Here is a 20,840-nt window from a genome sequence, read left to right on the forward strand (position 1 = left end):
TCCCCGCCCTAGGGGAACGTCAGGCCGAAAGCAGCCGGATCGAGCTGCTCGCCTTTGCGAGGGACCAAGAAGCGCTCCAGCCCACCCGGCACGAAGCTGAGCAGCAGGATGGCCTGATCGCCGACCACCTCTATTGTATGCGGCACACCGCGGGGAAGAGCCGCGTAGGCGCCCTGCCCCACCTCAATGCGGGCATCGCCGACTCGCGCGATCAGCTGCCCCTCCACAACGAAGAGCAGCTCGTCCTCGTGCGAGTGGGTGTGCAGCGGCGGCTCCTCCCCGGCCCGCACCGTCCACAGGACGGTGCCATATTCGCCTCCAGTCTGGCTGCTCTCCACCTTGATCTCGTGCGTTGAGCCCCCGCTCGACGTCACCGTCTCACCGCCGTGGGGCGGCGTAAGAACCGGCTGCTTCACTGCCATTTGTAGCCTCCTGATTGTGGACCCTTTGCTCGGGTCTCGGAGTGGCGACGTAAGTTGCCGCTCACACTCGTCAGCATGAGATTGCGCGCGGCGTATGGGAAATGACGTCACGCCATGAAGTCGATAGCCGCGCGTTATAGTGGCCGGGAGCACGTGAACGTCTCTTCGCGGTCGCGGAGAGTTGCGTTTCAGGGATTGTGGATCCCCTGCGCCACCCAGTTTGGTCTGCAAGATCCTCGAAGCCGCAAAGACCCGGCGAACGACACCGGACAAGCTGCGGGAGACCGGCCGAAAAGCCCTGACACACGTGGCCTTGATCGGGCGAGGTGCGGGTTGAACTTGCAGGTGACGGTGTTGAAGATCTTGGTGAGCTACCCGGACAGGTTCGCTGTGGTGGCGGACCTCAACCGCATGTGGCGATCCTCGCCACCAGCGGCCGGAGTGGGCCGAGCGCACCAAGCGACTGGCCGCGCGCGTGCCCGGACTGGACATCTTTTCGGACGGCCTCGTTGAGCGTCAAAATGGCGCGTAGAGGGTCACTGCCAAAGGGCGAGCCGTGCTCGAACGCATGGAGGCGCACCGAAGCCAAGACCCTGCGATTGAGAAGGACCCAACAGAAACGGCTGGCGCGCCGGTGCCTGCGTTGCCGCAGCCGATAGAGCGAGCGAAGCGCCGACGCGAACGTCGCCAGCGTCGCTGAGAAGCCCGTGAACGCGCGAGGGCGCATGCATCATAAACGTGGGGGCGGCGCTCAGATTGTCGATTCCGTCACACTCCGCTCAACCGTCAGTCTGCCGAGCGGCTATTTTTCCCAACTGTTCTGGGAAACGCATCCGTCTCTCCTCGTGGAATGCGCGATCCGTGGCCGGCTAACTCGCCCGAAATCCATTGTATCAGACGAATCTTGAGCAGTTCGCGACTAGAATCCCCTTGGAATGGGTCGCGGTCGTGATCTCCCTCCGATCGGGCGTGGCGCCGAAGAGCTGGTCGCCGAGCCCAATGTGCCAGCTGGTCTGCTGACTGGGGTTATCGCTGTACTGATCCAGCCAAGGATCACGTTCAGCGAGGGCTAGTTCGTGCGCCTCTCGGTCCGTCAGCGCCTTGGGTCCGGCGCTCAGATTAGCCCAGCGGACCTCAAGTCCAGGGAGCACCTTGAGCCGACGGAACGCTGGTGAGTCAAAGCAGGCGGCTGATAGCCCCGCTGGCCCATCAACGAAGTAGTAGCACGCGCCATCGGCATGGGCAGGATGGATCGACAGGCGATCGGCGCTAAGTCCCACCGTCCGCCGCCCGCATGCGGCATCGCCACGAGCACAAGGAGACCTAAATGCAGTATTCGTCTTTCAACAGATCGGCGCTGCCGCGGCTCGATTGACTTGATCGGGATCAAGCAGCACTAGGGTGGGCATGTCAGACAATCCCGGGATCCACCGTTGATCTCGACAGCTGGCATGATCTTCGTCGCCTCATCTTCCGGAAACAGACTTCCACGGCGCTCCGCGCTCAGGTCGGCAGGGGGCCACCAGGCTGTGAGCAGATGCGAGAGCTAGTGTCGCGGCGTTCGTCCGCGTATACGGTCGAAGCCCTGCTTGATCGCTGCGAAGCGGTCGTCGATGAACGATTCGTGCTCGGTATCCGTGAATATGTAGGGCCAGTCGTTTTCGATGGCCTCGCGAACCAGTTCGCCCACATACAGCGGATCAATGCCGTGGTTGATCCGTTCCTGTAATGCTTTGATGAAGTTGGCGCGGGGTCCTTCTGTCGGCGGAGGGGGGCCGACAGCCAAAGCAAATCGCTGCGGCACGTTGCGCCGAGAGTTCATGATCTGCGTGCGGATGACGCCCGGACACAGAACGGAGACCCCAATCTTCCTCGGCGCGAGCACGTTACGCATCCCCTCGGACAGCGCCACCACACCATATTTGCTCACATCGTACGCCAAACTTGGTCCCGCAATCAGCCCGGCGACGGAGGCCGTGGAGACAACCTGTCCTCCTTCGCCGTGCGCTTCGATCAGCGGACCGAAAATCTCGAAGCCCCAGATCACCGACATCAGGTTGACGCCGAGGACCCAGTTCCAGCCTGCATCAGTCCACTCACCATAGGTGCCGCCGCCGCCCACGCCCGCATTGTTGACCAATATGTGGATTCTGCCGTACCGGGCGACGGTCGCGTCCGCTGCCGCCTGAAGTTCGCCTTTGAGCGAGACGTCGGCGTTCACGCCGTCGACATCGACGTCGGTCCGTGTCTTCAGGTCCGCGACCGCTTTTTTCAGCGCCTCTTGTTCGATATCGCAGAGCATAACCTTCACCCCGGCCTGTGACAGCGCGGTCGCGATCCCCAGTCCGATCCCCGAGGCAGCGCCTGTCACGAATGCGGTCTGTCCAGCCAAGTCTCTCATGCGCTTTCCACCTTGCTTTCACTCAACAAATTCACCCGCCAGGCCGCGCCGCAGAGTGGCACAATGAACGCGGCGTGGTCTAATGTTCCGCGCCCCCGCGCCAAGCCTAGAAATAACCGGTCGCGAGTTTCAAACTAGCACATTGGAAACCACTGGATAACGAGGGTCAGGGTCGGCTTTTGGAAGCGCTGGCTCCACAATAACGATAGACACATTCATTGGTTCATAAGGAGAAGCGAGACGTCCTTCGTCGCACGACGATTGGCGGCGTTTTCGACCGCCATTATAATGCTTGCTGCCAGCGGAGGCAGCGTATTTGCCAGAAGAAATACGATGCCGGCGCAACCGACACCGAAATCAAGATCGGCAACATCACCTCTACAGCGGCGTCGGCTTACGGTACTACAGGCAAGACCGAGGCCGCCTACTTTCGCGAGATCAACTGCGAAGGCGGCATCAACGGCCGCAAAATCAACTTCATTTCCTATGACGACGGTTACAGTCCACTAAAAGCGGTCGAGCGGGCGCGCAGACTGGTTGAGAGCGAAGAGGTTTTCCTCATCTTCGGTGCGCTTGGCACGCCGTCCAACACCGCCACACAGAAATACATGAACGCGAAAAAGGTGCCGCAACTGTTCGTGCAGACCGGCGCGACCAAATGGAATAATCCGCAGAACTTCCCGTGCACTTTAGGTTAGTCGCCCAACTATCAAAACGAGGCGCGGATCTAGGCGAGGTATATTTTGAAGGAAAAGCCGAACGCCAAGTCGCCGTTCTCTACCAGAACGACGACTACGGCAAGGATTACCTCAAACGCCTGAAGGATGGCCTCGGCGCCAAGGCTGCGTCGATGATCGTTGCCGAAGACGCCTATGAGGTGGCCGAGCCGACCATCGACTCGCACGCGGTCAAGATGAAGTCGCTCAATGCCGACGTATTCGTTGACATCGCCACGCCAAAGTTCACGGCGCAAGCCATCAGGAAGGCGGCTGAGATCAGCTGCGTTGGAACTCCTGGGGCCCTGCGACGCACTCGCCTCTGCCGAGGCCAGTGCGCACGCCGGCATCGGAAGGACTTCCTTTCCAAGGTCGGTGAGCTGCGTCAGCTGGCGCTCGCGGTACAGCAACGGGTCGCCGAGTTCCAGCTCGCGCCGGGCAAATCGCTCGTAATCGTGCTAAACGAACAAGGATCTACGTCCGCCCTACCCGGCAAGACAAAGGGAAGGCTGGCATTTCTCTGGTGATGGAGTACGATTTCTCGAGGCGGAGAGAGGCCGCGCGCGTGGCGCGCGAAGAGCTTGATCAGCCGACTTCAAGCCGAAGCCCCCACGGCGGAGTTTGACGGATGGTGCAGCAGTCGCTGAACGTCACGTACTCGGACGGCGGCTCTGAGGTGTTGTGGGAGGACGGCGAGCGCGTGTTCAGTCGCGGCTGGCGACTGGACGACAATGGCAACCGGCTCGCCGTGCTACTTGTTGCGCCTGCCGCCGACCACCCGGCCCGGGCGAGACTCGATCGCCTCACGCACGAATACGAGCTGAAAGATGAACTCGACGGGGCATGGGCGGCGCGGCCGCTCGCCCTCATGCGCGACGCCGGTCGGACCGTACTGGTGCTCGATGATCTCGGTGGCGGGGAGCCGCTCGATCGTTTGCTCGGGGGGCCCATGGAGGTAGGACGCTTCTTGCGCCTTGCTATCGCTGTTACCTCTGCTCTGGACAAGGTTCATCAGCGCGGGCTCATCCACAAAGACATCAAGCCAGCTAATATTGTAGTGGACTGCGCGGATCAACACGTGCGGCTCACTGGGTTTGGCATCGCATCGCGCCTGTCCCGCGAGCGGCAGGCGCCCGAGCCGCCCGAGACCATCGCAGGTACGCTTGCCTACATGGCACCCGAACAAACCGGGCGGATGAATCGCTCGATCGACGCCCGCAGCGATCTCTACGCCCTCGGCGTCACGCTGTACCAGATGCTCACGGGCGTTCTGCCCTTCACGGCGGCTGATCCGATGGAATGGGTGCACTGCCATATTGCCAGAAAACCAGTGCCGCCAGGGGAACGGCTAGAGGATGTCCCAGCGCCCGTCTCGGCGATCATTATGAAGCTGCTCGCCAAGACTCCCGAGGATCGTTACCAAACCGCCGGCGGTGTCGAGCGCGATCTGCGACGCTGCCTGGCGGAATGGGAAGCGCGCCGCCGTATCGATGACTTTCCGCTCGGCCTGCTGGACACGCCGAACCGGCTGCTCATCCCCGAAAAGCTGTACGGACGAGATCGTGAGATCGCCACGTTGCTTTCCTGCTTCGATCGCATCGTCAAGACCGGTGTACCAGAGTTGGTGCTGGTCTCCGGATATTCCGGTATCGGCAAGTCCTCTGTCGTCAATGAGCTGCACAAGGTGCTCGTACCGCCCCGCGGTCTTTTTGCATCGGGTAAGTTCGACCAATACAAACGCGACATCCCGTATACCACGTTCGCGCAGGCCTTCGGCAGCCTTGTCCGCCCGCTTCTCGGCAAGGAGGAAGAGGAGCTGAGCATCTGGCGCGATGCCTTTCGCCAAGCGTTGGGGCCAAACGCGGAGCTTATCATCGATCTTGTCCCGGAATTGAAACTAATCATCGGAGAACAGCCTCCGGTTCCTGTCCTTCCGCCATTGGATGCGCAACGCCGATTCCAATTGGTATTCGGGCGATTCATCGCCGTATTCGCGCGGCCGGAGCACCCGCTTACGCTGTTCCTCGACGACTTGCAGTGGCTCGATGCAGCAACGCTCGATTTGCTCGAAGATCTTCTGAGCCGGCAGGACCTGCGGTACATGATGTTGATCTGCGCCTACCGAGACAACGAAGTGGACTCCGCCCATCCTCTGACGCGCAGGCTCGAATCAATCCGCAAAGCTGGCGCGCTAGTGCAGGAGATCACCCTCGCGCCCCTGGCCTGTGAACACTTGGGACAATTGATTGCGGACTCCCTTCATTGCGAGCCGGAGCGCGCCACATCGTTGGCGCAACTAGTTCACGAGAAGACTGCTGGCAATCCATTCTTCGCTAACCAGTTTATTTATGCGCTTGCCGAGGAGGCGTTACTGAGTTTTGACCACTGCAACGCGCGATGGTCTTGGGATGTAAATCGCATTCACGCAAAGGGTTACACTGATAACGTGGTGGAGCTCATGGTCGGGAAGCTGACTCGGCTGCCCGTTCGAACTCAGAACGCATTGCAGCAGCTTGCCTGCCTAGGCAACAGCGCGGATTTCGCACTACTTACGAAGGTTTACGGAGGCTCGAAAGATGTAGTGCATCGAGATCTGCTGGAAGCGGTCCGAGTTGGGCTCGTTCTCCACTCCGAAAGCGCGTATAGCTTTCTGCATGATCGTGTCCAGGAAGCGGCTTATTCACTAATACCTGAAACGGCCCGCGCCGAAGCTCATATTCGAATCGGCCGCCTCCTCGCAGTCGGCATTCCGCCAACGCAGATCGAAGAGAAGATCTTCGATATCGTAAACCAGCTCAATCGTGGCTCTCATCTCATAGTGTCAGATCAGGAGCGTGAGCGGGTCGCAGAATTGAATCTAATTGCAGGTAGACGCGCGAAGATCTCAACTGCGTATACTTCAGCGCTTTCGTATCTCGCCGTTGGGCGGGCGTTTTTGACCGAGCAGAGTTGGGACGACAACTACGAGCTCATCTTCGCCATCGAATGTCTCACAGCCGAGTGCGAATTACTGACCGCGAGTAAGGTGGCAGCCGAAACTCGACTTTCGATGCTGGCGCGTCGTGCTAGAAGCGGCCCCGACACCGCCGCCGTCACACGTTTGCGGCTCACGCTTTATACCACTTTGGACCGGAGCGATCGCGGCCTCGAGATATGCCTTGAATACCTCCAGCGTGGAGGCATTGATTGGTCACTTCATCCGACTCGTATCGAAGTACAACGCGAATACGATCGAATCTGGTCCCAGCTTGGAAGTCGACAAATCGAGGAACTCGTCGACTTGCCTTTGATGAGCGATCCGGACTTACTCGCTACTCTAGATATATTAGCCGAGTTTCCGGCAATGCATATCGAGGAGAACTTATCTTCGCTCGTTGTTTGTCGAATGGTGAATCTGAGCCTCGAGTATGGCAACAGCGATGGGTCATGCTTCGCTTATGTATGGTTCGCCCAGATCGCGGGACCTCGCTTCAGCAACTATCAGGACGGTTTTCGTTTCGGCCGGCTTGGCTATGAACTGGTAGAAAAGCGCGGCTTGAAGCGCTATCAAGCTCGAACGTACATGTCCTTTGGTAACATTGTCATGCCGTGGGCAAAACATGTCTTAGAGGGACGTGATCTGGTACGTCGCGCCTTTGCTACTGCTGACCGCACAGGGGACGTCACATTTGCGGGTTATAGCTGTAATCACTTGATAACCAACTTTTTGGCAGCGGGAGACCCGCTTGCTGAGGTGCAGCGGGAAGCCGAGAGGGGTTTCGAGTATGCGCAGAAGGTTCGGTTCGGTTTCGTCATTGACAATCTCGCCATGCTGCTCGGATTTATTCGGACGCTTAGCGGACTGACTCCGACGTTTGGCTCCTTCAACCACGAGGGTTTCGATGAGCTTCGATTCGAGCGCCACCTAGCGAGTAATCCGGTCTTGAAGCTGCTCGAGTTTCGATATTGGGTCCGTAAGTTACAAGCACGGATCTTCGCTGCGGATTATGCTTCCGCCATGGATGCGTCATTGAGAGCGCAACAGCTACTTTGGACCTCACCATCACATTTCGAAACGGCTGAGTATTGCTTCTATAGTGCGCTCGGCCACGCGGCAGCATGGAATTCTGCATCGCCGGACGAGAAACAGGAACATTGTGAGGCTCTTGTGGCCCACCGCAATCAACTCGAAGTATGGGCGGCGCGCTGTGCGGAAAACTTCGAGAACCGCGCTGCCTTGGTCGGTGCCGAGATCGCCCGCATGGAGGGCCGCGTATTGAACGCTGAGGAGCTGTACGACAAGGCGATCCGCGAGGCCCGCAAACATGGGTTCGTGCACAACCAGGCCATTGCCAACGAGATTGCCGGGCGTTTCTACGCGGAGCGCGGTCAAGAGAAGATCGCTGCGACCTATTTGCGGGCCGCGCGGGCCTGCTACCTGCGCTGGGGAGCCGACGGAAAGGTTCGCCACCTCGAGGAACGTTATCCGCACCTCAAAGTGGACAAGGAGTCCCCGGCGACGATAGTGACACCCTTCGAGCAACTCGATTTGGCTACCGTAATCAGAGTTTCGGAAGCGGTGTCAGGCGAGATCGTTTTCGAGAAGCTAATCAACACGCTCATGAGTGCGGCAATCGAACACGCGGGTGCCGATCGAGGTCTCTTGATTCTTCCGCGAGCCGATAAATATCAAATCGAAGCGGAGGCCATAGCCAGCAGTGACAACGTGACCGTGGTCCTGAAACAGGCGCGCGTCACGACCGCAGATCTACCAAGCTCGGTGTTTCACTACGTGCTTCGCACAAAAACAAGCGTTCTCCTGCACGATGCGTCCAGTCAGAACCCGTTTTCAGCGGACGACTATATTCGCGACCGTCGCTCACGGTCAGTGCTCTGCCTGCCGATACTGAAACAGACCAGGTTGATTGGCCTGCTGTACTTGGAGAATACGCTTACGACTGCCGCATTTACTCCTACTCGAATGGCGGTGCTCACGCTGCTCGCCTCCCAGGCGGCTATCTCAATAGAGAACGCTAACCTGTACCGCGAGCTGGCCGAGCGGGAGGCGAGGATCCGACGGCTAGTGGATGCCAATATAATCGGCATCCTCTTCTGGGATATAGACGGCCGGATCATCGATGCTAACGAAGCGTTTCTCCGCATCACCGGATACGGCCGCGACGATGTTGTCTCCGGTCGACTGCGCTGGCGGGATCTGACGCCCACCGAATGGCGCGATGCCGACGACCGACGAATGGCGGAGCTCGAGGCGACCGGAACGGCGCTACCCTACGAGAAGGAGTACTTCCGGAAAAGCGGCAGCCGCGTACCGGTGCTGGTCGGGGCAGCGACGTTCGGCGGGCGGTCCGACCAGGGCGTGGCCTTCGTGGTAGACTTAACTGAGCGCAAGCGAGCAGAGCAGGAAATTCGCGAAAGCGAGCGGCGCTATGGCGAGGTGCAGATGGAGCTCGTGCACGCAAATCGAGTCGCGACACTGGGGCAGCTCTCGGCTTCGATTGCCCATGAAATCAACCAGCCGATCGGGGCGACGCTCAACAATACTTCCGCTGCGTTGCACTGGCTGAGCAAAGAACCGGCAGATTTGGAGAAAGCTCGGCAGGCTCTCAACCGGATCTTTGCAAACGGCAATCGCGTCAGCGACGTCGTCGCTCGGATGCGCGCCCTTTTCAAAAAAGCACCTCTACGGAAAGAAGACGTGGACATTAACGCTGCAATTCTCGAGGTCATCACCCTGACCCGTGGCGAGATCGTGAAGAACGGCATTTCGGTCAAGTCGCAGCTCGCGGACGACTTGCCGCTTATTCAAGGAGATCGGGTTCAGCTGCAACAAGTGATCATGAACCTGATCATCAACGCCGTCGAAGCGTTGAGTGCGGTCAGCGAGGGGGCGCGAGAATTGGTGATCACCACTCACACCGGAGAGCCCTCCGGCGTGCTCGTCGTGGTGCGGGATTCGGGTCCAGGTCTCAGTTCAGAGGGTCTCGAGCGTATCTTTGACGCCTTCAACACCACAAAGCCTGGCGGCTTGGGGATGGGTCTGTCGATTTGCCGCACCATCATTGAAGCGCACGGAGGGGGACTCTGGGCCACCGCTGCCCAGCCCCAGGGCGCAAGTTTTCAATTCACGGTGCCCGACCAGTCAAATGAGGCAGCGTAAATTGAACATCTGCAGCAGGCCATCACCGGAGCGAGCGCCTACAGAACTGACGAATCTTGATATGATTCTTGCAGTTTTGTGATTTCAAGCACGCGGCATTGCCCGCGACCGGTTCGCAGCAACTATGCTGCAAAACCGGACACAAATGTGCCTCTCGTCTAGCCACCCTGATGAACGGTGGAGAAACCGAAGGATGCCTGGAGTCGTCTCGTCTCCGCATGCGGAGCGAATGACGGGTCCTTCGGATTCGCTTGAAGAAGCAGACGAAGAGTCGGGGAGCCACCTGCAAAAAGTGGTGCGGGCTTGAGCCTCCCGATGGGAGAACCGAAGATCGACGCCGAGATCGAGGAGCTGATCGAAGACGACGCGAAAACCGACAGTCGCCATCGAATCGCGGCCGCTGACTTACGACACGCGCGCCGCGGGGCGGCGCTAGGTGGTCGGAAGCCGGGAGACCACTAGGCGCACCCGACCGGGGCGTGAAATCAATCATCCGACGCTCGCGCGCGGCCCGTAGGCCGGGCCCGAGCGGGCGCACGGTCGCCGTTCAGCGAAAATGCGCCGCCGACAATCGGGCACCTCGCAATCGAACCTCCGCGTGATCACGCAAAGGCGCATTTTCCTTGCCTGTATAGGCCAAATCCGCAGCCTGTCGGTCGTATGGGCTATGATTCTTGATCTCGCCCGCACGATGCGCACGCGGCCACGCCGCTTTCCGCTCGGGCCGCTGCAACAATCGAGTCACATGAATCACCTGCGCTCTGGATAACTGACCCACTCCTCACAAAGAAGGAAATCCAAATGCTAGCTTGCATGAGCCTGAGTCCTCCGCTGGAGAAACGCAAGCTCGGCAGAAACATCGTCGGATCTGAGTCCGACCCAATGTTCGAGGCCGATACACATTCAGTGCCTACGGAACGACTGAACCGGTTACGGCGAATGAGACACGCGCCCGCTCGTATTATTGAGGCGTCTCTGGGTCGACGCGACGGAAACAGGGCCAGACGCGCATAAAAACAAGCCGACAAAACACTCCTGCAAGAGATTGCGTCAGAAGGCAAACTGCGTGCGCATCGCCACGGCATCGAATTTCGAGCCGACATCGGCAGTCGAGACCGGCGAGGCCTGCTTGGAGATATTGCCATGCAGGTAGTCGAGCATGAAGCGGACGTTGCCGTTGACATACCAGTTGAGCGCGAGCGTGTAGACGGTCTGGCGTCCGCCGGCGATGCCATTGGCGGTCGCGAGCTGATCGTTGAGGTCGATCTGGCTCACGCGTCCGGCGACTTCCCAAGCACCCCAGCCGCCGCCATCCAGCGAGAACGGATGCGCCGGCTTGACGCCGTTATAGGCCGCGTTCGCCGCATTGTAGCTACGACCTTCGCCGGTCAGCACGTAGCCGGCCTGCGCGTAACCGCCCTGGAACTTCAGGCTCGACGCACCGACCAGCGGCACGCCGGTGTTGGCGGTGCGATCGACATTGTACCAGAAATACTCGCCCTGGAGGATCAGTGGTCCATAGGTGGCGGCCGCCTCGAGACTGTAGACCTGCGCGCCCGAGACATTGGCGATCGCACCGGTGGACACCAGCGTCGTCGGGTCCAGACGCAATTCCGGACGGTCGCTCAGCGTGACCGTCTGTGTGTTGGCGATGAGATTACGCGGCGGCTGGATCAGCCACTGCGCGTCGGCACCGATATGCACCGAATAGTCCTTGCCGCTGATGGGGTTGCCTGCAACGCGCGCCACGGCGCCATATTGCTCGCTGGTGCCGGCTGGCGCGGCGCTCGAGGCGGAGTGGATCGCGCCCGTCGCTGGTCCGGTGACATAGCCGCCGACCCAGAGCTGGTCGTTGTACCACCGCGTGCCGGCCGCGGAGCGGAAGTCGCCGGCGGCAATGTTGGTGGCGATGATGCCCGGCGAGGCCCGCTCCATGAACATGATGTCGTTGGAACTCGTGGCCTCATCGAGAGTGTAAGGCAGGTCCATGATGCCGGCTTCGACTGCCATCCTTCCGCCGAACGGCTTCAAACCGGTGTAGCTGAGATAGGCATTCTCGAGGCCGGAGACGCCGCCGCCGGGCAGCGATCCCGGAGCTGCGCCGCCAAATCCATCGGAGGTGCCGCCGAAATCGTAGACCAGTGCGAAATTCCAGTCGTTGAAGAATTTGCCGGCGAGCCCGATGCGGGCGCGGCGGACGTTCTCGCCGCTGTCGAGCTTCTGCGGCACCGTGGCCGCGGTGTTGGGACGATAGTCGTAGCCGCCGACATCCCAATGCACGCGGCCAGTGATGGCGACGCAGTTCGCTCCATCGGCGGTGCAGATGGTTGGCCGGTTGTTCGGCATCGTTACGACAACGCCGGATGCCGGTGCAGGGCCCTTGAGCGGGATCGCAGCACTTGCGTTGGCGACGACAGCCTTGGCCTCCGACCGCGCTTCGGCCTTTGCCTCTGCCCTTGCTTCGACTTTGGCCTTCGCCGTGGCGGCCGTGTTCGCGGCAGTCTGGCTCTGGAGCTTATCGAGCTTCTGCTCCAGCATCTTCAATTGCTGCTTCAGGAGCGCTATCTCCTGCTCGCTGTTGCCTGCCGACTCGGCATGAGCTTGCGATATCATGAGGGCACCGGCGATGCCCAGTGCCGTTGCAAATGCTTTCCTGAGCATTTCACATCCCCTGCTTTCCATGAGACGTCCACCCTCATTCAACAGCCCGAGCGCCAGGATCACATAAACTACGTCGGTCGCTCGGAGCCGTCGTCAATTCCTCCGACGCACACACCTGCAATAACGTTGCGCCGAGTGAGCTCAAATGCCGTCGAAGAATTGTCGCACTACTTGACCATAAACTAGACCTTGTGGCCAAGAGCGCTAGACGCGATGCCGATCCTGTCGTGCGCCCCGTGCTGATCGATGCGACCTTCGCAGGAATTCTCTGTCACATCAAGGTATCTGTCGTCATGAATAAGCGGCTACCGGCGCGGTGCCGAAGCACTATAACGAAGGATGCAGAGCAGTTCGAAGAGGGCTTGAACCCTCCGTTCAGCGCTCTCGCTCTTGCAGTCTGACATGTTCACTCTTGTGGGTTTGATAATCCCCGTGCTTGTCACGGCCCAGTTTTTCACCGCGAACGGGTTCCATTACTGTCGCGCGCCTGAACGAATGCCCCTTCTCGAGGTGTTGGGCGATGCGCTCCTTTGCGGCTGCAATGATGCTCTCACGTGCGCGCTCGTCCTTTGGGAACGCGCGTGCTAGCAGCTTCTCGATGATGGCGACTTGCGACCGTGCCGCGACCAGATCGGGATCCCGGGCGGCCGTAGGTCGGTCGGTTACGCGAAATTTCTCCGCGGTCACACGCCAGCGGTTTCGCGGCACCTGCCGCCTTTCCGTTCGCGCACCTCCGGCTGCATCGATGACCTTGATAGTTTTGAGAACGCGCTCGACGCCCTCCCGGCGCAGTTGGATTTGGTCGCCGGGCCCTGCCTTGCTGTCGGCGATCGCCTTTTCCAGACCCACGCCCCACACTTTATGCCGCTGGCCGTTGTCGAGCTCGATGGCCAAGTAGGCCGTTGTCTCGGCGTTGCTCCGATTGCCGTAGGGTGCCTGGCCGAAGTCGATCAAACGCCCCGAAATGCCTTTGTCGTAGTCGAGCCTTGCCGTGGGCGCGTCCTTGTCAACATTTGAACGAGTCTCGACCTCACGCGTGCGAGGGTATGTTCGATTCCGGACTTCTCTTCGGTCGGCCAGCGCCTGCCGATCGAGATCGGTCGGCTGATACCCCTGAACTTCGATTCCGCGCGCACCAGCCTCAAGCCAGGCCTCGCGTCGGAATTCCGCGGAGCCGCGGACGTGAAGTGCCTCCCATTGGCGATGTTGTGCCACGCTGACCATGTCCCGGATTACTTCCGCTGCGGCCAGCCGGGTGACCAGTCGATCTTCCGTGATTTTGAAGGCCAGATACTCGCCACGTTCGTCGGCATAGAAGCGCGTTTCCCCGCTATGCCGGTCTCTTCCGGTCTCATTTGAAATGACGTAATATTTGCGACTGATACGCTCGGGGAGCGCATTGTCATCAACTATCGCGGCGGACGACCTCGCAGCCGACTTTGACTTCGCTTGCGCCTGGTCGCCCGGTTCGTTTCTCCCCGGATCGCGCCCGGCGCGACGTTGCCGCTCCAGGCTGAATTCCTCGCCAGCGTCATGCTTGTCGTTCATGCTGCTCACCCTTCTGCCTGCGGCCGGCCCGCCGCGGCGGCGGAATGACCTGAGCGTCGATGTAGTTCAGGGTCCAGGCCTTTAACTCGTCTTCGGAGAGCCCTTCGAGGTCCACGTCCACGTCCCCGAAATCGAAACTGGCACCTGCAGGAATGGTGGAGGGGTCGGCCACCTCCTCGTCGGTCATCGGTCGCGACCGAAATACCATGCGGAGCTCAGCGACTTCGGACCGAAGCTCTTTGATCTCTGCCTCGATCAGCGCATTCGAACGGCCTTTGGCCATCTCCGAAACAGGCGGCGGGAGCAGACGCCGCAGGAAAGCCTTGTCTTCGTGATACACGATCTTGTCGGCGATGACGGGCGGCAGCCCCGAGGCTAGGATGAAGGCTTTGGACCTAGGCAAGAGTTTCAGTTCCTGCGGCAGCATCAGGGCGCGGCGATGCTCGGAGACGGTCTCGCTGGTCGCGCGCCTCGCCAGCCCTTTTGGTCCGCTCCGGCTGCGCGCCTTCACCGTGTCGTAGCCAATGCGCTCTGACAGCTCATTGGCGACATCCTGTTCCTTCGGCGCAAAAACGACCTCGACGGCGTGGTTGGTCATGAAGTTACGGGCGGCGTCCACGCCGTAAATTGCGCGAAGCTGAGCCGGACTTTGGACCACCGTGAGAAGGCGGATGCCGTATCCGGCAATGAAGGCGACCGATTTCGCAAGCACATTGACATTGCCGAGCGCCGGAAACTCATCGAGTAACAGCAGCACCTTGCGATCGAGTTTGGGATTCTGCTCCGGCAGTTCGCGGGTGTTAAGATCGACCACCTGCTGGAAAAACAGATTGAGAAGCGGCGCCATACGGTCGAGATTGTCTGGCGTGACCCCGAGATAGATCGACATCGGCCGTCGCCGCAGCTCCCGCAAATCGAAATCGTTGGTCGAGGTCGCGGCATCGATGCGAGGGTTGAGCCAGAGACCAAGCCGCGCCGTCACGGTCTTGCGCACCGAGTTCATGGTGTTTTCGGAAGCGGCGAGGAAGTCGTTTAATGCCGTTATGCAATGCCGCGACAGTTGCGAAGGGCCTGACTTGCGAGCGGAGATGATTTTCTCGAAATGAGACTTGAGGTCGCTTGCTGCCGAGAGCTGGTGCAGGATCTCGCCAATCGTCAAGGGCAGGCCAGGCGTTTCCGCGACATAACCGCCAATCGCCACAAAGGCCGAACGTGCCGCCTCGAACCAGAATGGGTCGCCCCGGCTTTCTGCCGGAAACAGCATCACCGCGATGCGCTGCAGATCGTCATAGAGATCGGCGGGATCGCTGCGGACATAGCCCAGCGGGTTGTAGCGTGCGGTCCGACCGTTCTCGTCAAGCGGGTCAAACAGATGGACCTCTTGCCCGTGGGCTGCGCGAAATCCCGCCGAGCGATCCCAGTTCTCCTTTTTCACATCCAGCACGACAACTGAATCCGGCCAATTGAGCAGGTTCGGAATGACATAGCCGACGCCCTTGCCCGCCCGAGTTGGGGCGTAGACCAGGACATGCTCCGATCCGCCAAAGCAGAGCAGTTTGGCGTCCTTGCGGCCGAGCAGCACGCCCTCCTTGGATCGCAGGCCGGCGGCCTTGATCTCGCGCTCCGAGGCGAAACGGGCGCTGCCATGAAGCGGCAGAGATCGCTGCCGGAGGATAGCGCCGAGCAGGCCAAAGACGACGATCACCCCGGCTAGAGTTGAGAGCGTCAGCCAGCGGTCAAAGCGTGGGTCAGTACCGTACCGGGGCCAGCCGGTGGCGATTTCGGACCAATGGATGCCTCCGTCGTGATGCCTGAGCCCGAGCAGCAGAATATTTGAGGCGACCAGCAGAAACAGCCCGATGGCGCCGACCGCAAGCGCAGTACCGAGCGCGAACCTAGTGGGCGTGGTCGCGTTTGCGAACGGGGTCATAATAGATTTCCGAGATGCGATAGCGGCCGTCGCGCTTCTGCATCTGGACGACGACGTCGACCAGAAGCAGCAGCAGCGAGCGGATATCGTCGCGATGAAGGTCGCGGCCTTCCGCGCTTTCCTTCACCAACAGGGTCAGTTGCTCGAAGGCGAGCGGGGCGCTGTCGGCGTGGACCGTTGTGATGGACCCTGGATGTCCGGAGTTCACGTTCCTCAAATAGAAGAACGCCGTCCCATCCCGAAGCTCCTGCAGCAGGATCCGATCTGGCCGCATCCGCAAGCACGACTCGAGCAGTTCGCGCGGTCCAATCTTGGCGACGCCCTGCCCGTCCTTGGCATAGAGCAGCCGCACGTAATTCTGATGAGGGATGACCAGCTCGGCGGTATCCTCAATCGTGATGAGCCGCTCGTGCGGCGGGATCGCCGCGATCAGCGCCTTCGACAGGGTGGTCTTGCCGGAACCGGTTGCGCCAGAAATGAGAATGTTGCGGCGAGCTCTCACGGCCAGCTCGAGGAACTCGCGCCATGCGCCGGCTTCCTTTAGGGCAAGTAAGCGATGCTCGTCAGGGCTGAGCTCATGACCGGTCACACGGATCTCGTCGAACAGCTTTGCCTGCTCGAAGGCGTCAAGCGTCATGGTCAGGGTCGAGGGCTTGCGGATCGTCAGACTTATCGTCCCGGCCGGCACAGCCGGCGGGACCACGATCTGACAGCGCTCCTCGCCGATCAGGGTCGTCGACACCACTGGATGCTCCGGACCGATGTCCTGGCGGGTGTGACCGGCGGCGGCAGTCGCCAGATGCGACAGATAAGCGTGCGTCAACGCCGGCGCGTCATGCCGGGTCCAACCGCCGGGCCCTTCGACGAGGATCTCGCCAGGGCGGTTGACGACGATTTCGGTCAGGCTCTTGTCCGCCAGGTATGGCGCCAGCGGCTCGAGATAGCGCTCCAGGACAAGGCGGCCACCATCGCGTTCAAGCGATGCCACGTGGCTCATTTCGTCACCAGAGCCGGGGCCACGATGCCACCAGGGATGGTGCGGTCGAGAATCTGGGTCCGGGTCTCAATTCGCCGAAGTTGATAGACCGAGGAGAAATCGACGTCGCGTGCGACAAAGATATTGACGAGTTCGCCCTGGTTCTTGTTCAGCGTCGGCGGGATGTTGATCGACTGCTCGACAGCGATAGCGGAGGCCGTATTGGTGGCCCCCGCGGTGTTGTTGATTTGGATGGAGCCGTCCTGCATCTGCTGACGGCCGATCGATGAGGCATCGCTGACGATCGAGAGCAGGAGCGCCGAGCCAAACCGCTCAAAGAAGTGGGTGTCAATGTCACCGTCGAAGCCGGCGCGGCCCAGCGCATCGGTGGCCGGCGAGGCCAGTGCTACAATCACGCCGGTCGGCGTCTTGGCGCGCGTCCATAGCACGAACAGGCGTTTTGAACCGCGCCGCACATTGCCGCGATACTCGCCAACCACCTGCGTGCCTTTCTCCATGAGCACCACGTTGCCGGAATCCGACATCACGTCCCGTATGACGACGCAGGAGACGAAGCCGGCCACGTCTGACGACATCGCAGTTTCTAGTACGCACGGAATTGAAGTGCCCTGGGTGACGAGCAGATTGCGGTTGGGAAGCCGCGCGGCGCGCACGCCCTCGATCGGAGTGGGCTTCAGCCTGTCGGCAAGATCGTTGCGCGGCTCGCTCCGTCCAAACTCATAGGGCTCGGTCAGGACGCTTCCGGTGGCGCTATCGCGGGCGGGGCGCCCGGAAGAAATCGGCCGATTATAAGCGAGTACCGGCGCCCGCCGCGCGCTCTCTAGGAGCTGGTCGGACGGAGGTGCCGGTGCCGCTGGGGCGGCTGCGACCGGTATCGCTATCGAGGCTGTGGTGATCGGCGCCGACGGCTGTTCCGGGGCGGGTTCGAAGGCCGCCGCCGGCCGGATCATCAGCTTGCGAGCGGAGTCGCTCACCGGCTTATCGCTCTTCCAGGTGCTCCAGATAATCAGAAAGGCAAAGGCGGTCAGCGCCAGCGCGCCGAAGCCGCGCTTGAGCATCGCCGTTCGACCATTGTCCCCTCCTCCCACGGGGGTAATGCCGCGGTCGCCGGCAATCGTCTCGTCATCATGCTCGGTCATGTCGCGCCCGCCTATCGTGACTTCAGGGTTGGAGGTGATTTCTTCGCCCGCCGCTCAATCGAGGGGCTGGTGGTATTGGTACCCGGGTTGATTCCCACCGCGTCGAACGCCTCGTTGAAAATGCAGAGCACGTTCTCGCCCTTGCGCAGCCGAAACTCCCGCGCCGTGGCATGAACGACCACGAGCTCGCCGCGGACATCCTTGGGCACCAGGCTTTCCGAGCCGTCTGAGTTGATCAGGTAGATCGCTGGAACTTCGCGGTTGCCGGCGAAGCGGAACGTGGTCTCCTTGCCGTCGTCGAACACGGCTTCCGGCTCGAGGTCGATCGAGCCCTGGGCCGAAAACCGCCAGTTGCGCGCCCCATAGGCATGATGCAGATCAAAGGTCTGCTCGATCAGTGCCCCTTCCCGCTCCGCGCCGCGCGCGGCAGCTTCCATGCGCCGGCGCTCGATCTCGTCACCGGGATAGGCGAAGCGCACAACGAAATAACTGTCCGCCAGCGTGGTCTCGGCGATCGACAGTTCGAACTGGTACGAGCGCTTGCGGCCGTCAGGACGGGTGGTCACGACCTGCAGATTGGTCGGCGGATGCTTTTCGCGCGGCTTGAGGAATAGGATCGAACCCGCCGGTGCGACTTCCCATGCGACCGAGTCGCCGATCGCGACATGCGCGACCTCCTCGTCATCGGCAAACAAAATCTGGGTTGAAGCCCGGATGACACCATTGACCCGCACAACGTTGGCCGGATCGTAAGTGACCGTGCGCACGCGAGCGTCGCGTTGACCAGGCGCGGGCTGCTGCAGTGCCAGCACCGGCCCCGCGAATCCCAGCGCAAAGGAGATCAAAAGGAGGAAACGTTTCATGGCACGACCTCCGGATCGGCGCGATATTCCGAGACCAGGAAGCCGAGGGGATTGATGAGACGGTCGGCGGAGGACATGGGCGCACTGGCATAGGAGAACGTCAGGGTCGAGACCCAATGGGTGATGCGGGTTTCCTCGCCTTTGCGGCTCTCCTTCATGAACCGCACAGAGGCGACATTATCGGCCAGGAGCGAAATCGCCTTGATGCGTACGGTGGCGACGCCGAAGCGGCCTTGAACGACCTGCGGGCTTTCGGGATTGGACCCGCGGTACCATGCCGCGAAACGAGCTTGCTCGCCTGCGCCGGACAGCAAGGAAATGGTTCGAAAGTTGGTTTCAGCCTCCGGATAACTGTAGCCCTCGCGTGCACGCACGTAGCGGCCGAGAAAATACTTGGTGACGGCCTCGTCGTAGCGCGCCGGCGTCGATTTGAGCGCGGAGACCGTATCAACGATGCCGGTGGCATTATCGACCCGGACGACGAACGGCTCGACTGTTTTGAGTGGCGCAAGGGCTGCCACCGCACCGACCGAGGCAGCCGCCAATACGCAGGCACCCGCGGCAATCACCCACGCCGTTCGGCGCGAACGATGGGCCGACAGCAACAGATCCTGTTCCCACCGGCGCGCGTTGTCGAAATAGGTCTTCAGATCATCCTGCCGGACCATCTCACGCCTCCTTGCCGCAGGCGCGGTAAGAGGCTGCAATGTCCAACCGAGAGCTCGAATTGGCGGTATGGCTGGATGGCGCGGACGGGTTGGCGTTGCCTTTGCGGATGATGGGTGCTGGCCCGGACGGCGGAATTGGCGCCTCGGGCGCCGCAAGCGGCGTGCCGTTCTCCCAATCCCAAAGTGAACGATTGAGTGGGCGGCGCGTCAGACCGTCACAGGACGGCGGCCCCTTTGACCAGTTCGCGCAGGCCCCAAGCTGCCATGCGATAACGCAAATGATGAATAGTCGACGCCACATCGTTCTGATGCCCCTGTCTTTCTTGTCGCCTGATGCCGGCGATCCTTGCTTACGCTGTCGTAGTGTCCTGGGGTCGGATCCGCCGCATACTGCCGCCCTGCCGGCTGGCTCTGACTGCAGCAAGACCCCGGCTTGCCGACCAGCGTGCGCCGGCATAAGCGCCGCCCGCAGCCGCCGTGGCATTGGCAATCAAGGGACTTGTGACCAGCCGGCTTGCGAGCGATGCCCCGCCCCCGGCAAGGCCGCCCGCGATGATCGGCAGTTGCAGCGAGATGTATCCGGACAGACCGAGCACTGCGCTGATCGCGACCGCGGCCACCACCATCTCGCCGGCTGTGCCCGCATTGGCTGCGAACCTGTCGATGAAGCCGCTGACCGTGCTTAACATCAGTCCGACCAGCGCGACCACCAGCACCAGCAGGATTACGAAATTCGCGACCTGCCGGAGCCAGGCTTCCGTAAACGGCCGCGTCGCCTCAAATAGCCCCAGCGCAATGAAGATCGGTCCGAGCGCTATGACGACGCCAAGACCAACTTTCGCGTAAAGCAGGATGGCAAATTGCAAGAAAGAACCAACCGCCACGAACACAAGCAGAATGCCCGCAATGAGCGCCGGCGCTACGTCGGTTATTCCTGCTTGATCGTAGATCTTGTTGGCAACATCGATCCCTTTCGAGAGAAGCTGGTCGAAAGGAGCTCCGGAACTGGTGTTTAGTCCTGAGCCCGCTAATGCATTGCCGATTTCCTTGGGCAAGGAGTCGAAGAACAGGCCGGTGACGTATTGCTGGAACGCGCTTGAGTTGGTCGCGAGCAGAACGACAACCACGATCCGCATCGCCCGCCAGGCGAATTCCATGATCGGCTCGGAAATGGCGCCGCGCATCACAGCAAAACCGTAGAGGACAACATAGAGCATCACGGCCACGCGCAGCGGGCCATCGATGTACGACGCGAGATTCGAAACCGACGTCGACACGAATGCCGTTATCGGTTGCTCGAACTCCTTCAGGAAACTGTCGAAGACGTTTACGTGCATC

General features: G+C 60.8%; 13 protein-coding genes and 1 pseudogene. 4 read left to right on the forward strand and 10 right to left on the reverse strand.

Translation table 11 applies throughout. The features are described from left to right. Positions 1-8 precede the first annotated feature (8 nt). On the reverse strand, positions 9-422 hold the full coding sequence (locus ABIB91_RS23430) for a cupin domain-containing protein (protein WP_009859413.1): 414 nt from the start codon (positions 420-422) through the stop codon (positions 9-11). Positions 423-755: 333 nt separating this feature from the next. On the opposite strand from ABIB91_RS23430, the pseudogene ABIB91_RS23435 reads away from it, so the two are divergent. Then, a pseudogene (locus ABIB91_RS23435) lies at positions 756-1,122 on the forward strand (hypothetical protein). An 846-nt stretch (positions 1,123-1,968) separates the two neighbouring features. On the opposite strand, the gene ABIB91_RS23440 reads toward ABIB91_RS23435, so the two are convergent. Further along, positions 1,969-2,823: an SDR family NAD(P)-dependent oxidoreductase gene (locus ABIB91_RS23440; RefSeq protein WP_009859414.1), complete on the reverse strand. Its 855-nt coding sequence runs from the start codon at positions 2,821-2,823 to the stop codon at positions 1,969-1,971. Positions 2,824-3,041: 218 nt separating this feature from the next. Between ABIB91_RS23440 and ABIB91_RS23445 the strand changes: the two genes are divergently transcribed. The 3 genes from ABIB91_RS23445 to ABIB91_RS23455 all read left to right on the forward strand — a co-directional run bounded on the left by ABIB91_RS23445 (position 3,042) and on the right by ABIB91_RS23455 (position 9,696). After that, a complete protein-coding gene (locus ABIB91_RS23445; RefSeq protein WP_256375783.1) occupies positions 3,042-3,521 on the forward strand; it encodes an ABC transporter substrate-binding protein in 480 nt (159 codons plus the stop codon). Continuing rightward, on the forward strand, positions 3,506-4,066 hold the full coding sequence (locus tag ABIB91_RS23450) for an ABC transporter substrate-binding protein (RefSeq protein WP_256375784.1): 561 nt from the start codon (positions 3,506-3,508) through the stop codon (positions 4,064-4,066). The genes ABIB91_RS23445 and ABIB91_RS23450 overlap by 16 nt, the downstream gene beginning before the upstream one ends. 101 nt (positions 4,067-4,167) lie before the next feature. Further along, on the forward strand, positions 4,168-9,696 hold the full coding sequence (locus ABIB91_RS23455) for a trifunctional serine/threonine-protein kinase/ATP-binding protein/sensor histidine kinase (RefSeq protein WP_354167203.1): 5,529 nt from the start codon (positions 4,168-4,170) through the stop codon (positions 9,694-9,696). A gap of 1,050 nt (positions 9,697-10,746) precedes the next feature. On the opposite strand, the gene ABIB91_RS23460 is transcribed toward ABIB91_RS23455, so the two are convergent. The 8 genes from ABIB91_RS23460 to ABIB91_RS23495 form a co-directional block, all read right to left on the reverse strand. Further along, positions 10,747-12,357: an OprO/OprP family phosphate-selective porin gene (locus ABIB91_RS23460; protein WP_247480437.1), complete on the reverse strand. Its 1,611-nt coding sequence runs from the start codon at positions 12,355-12,357 to the stop codon at positions 10,747-10,749. 375 nt (positions 12,358-12,732) lie between these two features. Further along, positions 12,733-13,905, reverse strand: coding sequence for an LPD7 domain-containing protein (locus ABIB91_RS23465; protein ID WP_354167207.1), 1,173 nt, complete (start codon positions 13,903-13,905; stop codon positions 12,733-12,735). Further along, the gene (locus ABIB91_RS23470; RefSeq protein ID WP_354167210.1) at positions 13,889-15,835 is read right to left on the reverse strand and encodes a type IV secretory system conjugative DNA transfer family protein; all 1,947 of its coding nucleotides are present in this window, start codon (positions 15,833-15,835) and stop codon (positions 13,889-13,891) included. Before ABIB91_RS23470 ends, ABIB91_RS23465 begins: the two co-directional genes overlap by 17 nt. Further along, positions 15,801-16,832 (reverse strand): P-type DNA transfer ATPase VirB11, encoded by a 1,032-nt coding sequence (virB11, locus tag ABIB91_RS23475; protein WP_009859419.1) that lies wholly within the window; start codon positions 16,830-16,832, stop codon positions 15,801-15,803. The genes ABIB91_RS23470 and virB11 overlap by 35 nt, the downstream gene beginning before the upstream one ends. Then, a complete protein-coding gene (virB10, locus tag ABIB91_RS23480) occupies positions 16,829-17,971 on the reverse strand; it encodes a type IV secretion system protein VirB10 (RefSeq protein WP_009859420.1) in 1,143 nt (380 codons plus the stop codon). Before virB10 ends, virB11 begins: the two co-directional genes overlap by 4 nt. 11 nt (positions 17,972-17,982) lie before the next feature. After that, positions 17,983-18,834 (reverse strand): P-type conjugative transfer protein VirB9, encoded by an 852-nt coding sequence (virB9, locus tag ABIB91_RS23485; RefSeq protein WP_354167217.1) that lies wholly within the window; start codon positions 18,832-18,834, stop codon positions 17,983-17,985. After that, complete coding sequence (locus ABIB91_RS23490; RefSeq protein ID WP_009859422.1) at positions 18,831-19,502, reverse strand: VirB8 family type IV secretion system protein; 672 nt, start codon at positions 19,500-19,502, stop codon at positions 18,831-18,833. The genes virB9 and ABIB91_RS23490 overlap by 4 nt, the downstream gene beginning before the upstream one ends. A 350-nt stretch (positions 19,503-19,852) precedes the next feature. Then, entirely contained in the window at positions 19,853-20,839 is a 987-nt protein-coding gene (locus tag ABIB91_RS23495) for a TrbL/VirB6 family protein (protein ID WP_354167220.1), read from the reverse strand. Position 20,840 lies beyond the last annotated feature (1 nt).

The organism is Bradyrhizobium sp. JR4.3 (assembly GCF_040547695.1).
In the GTDB taxonomy this organism is placed as follows: Bacteria; Pseudomonadota; Alphaproteobacteria; order Rhizobiales; family Xanthobacteraceae; genus Bradyrhizobium; species Bradyrhizobium canariense.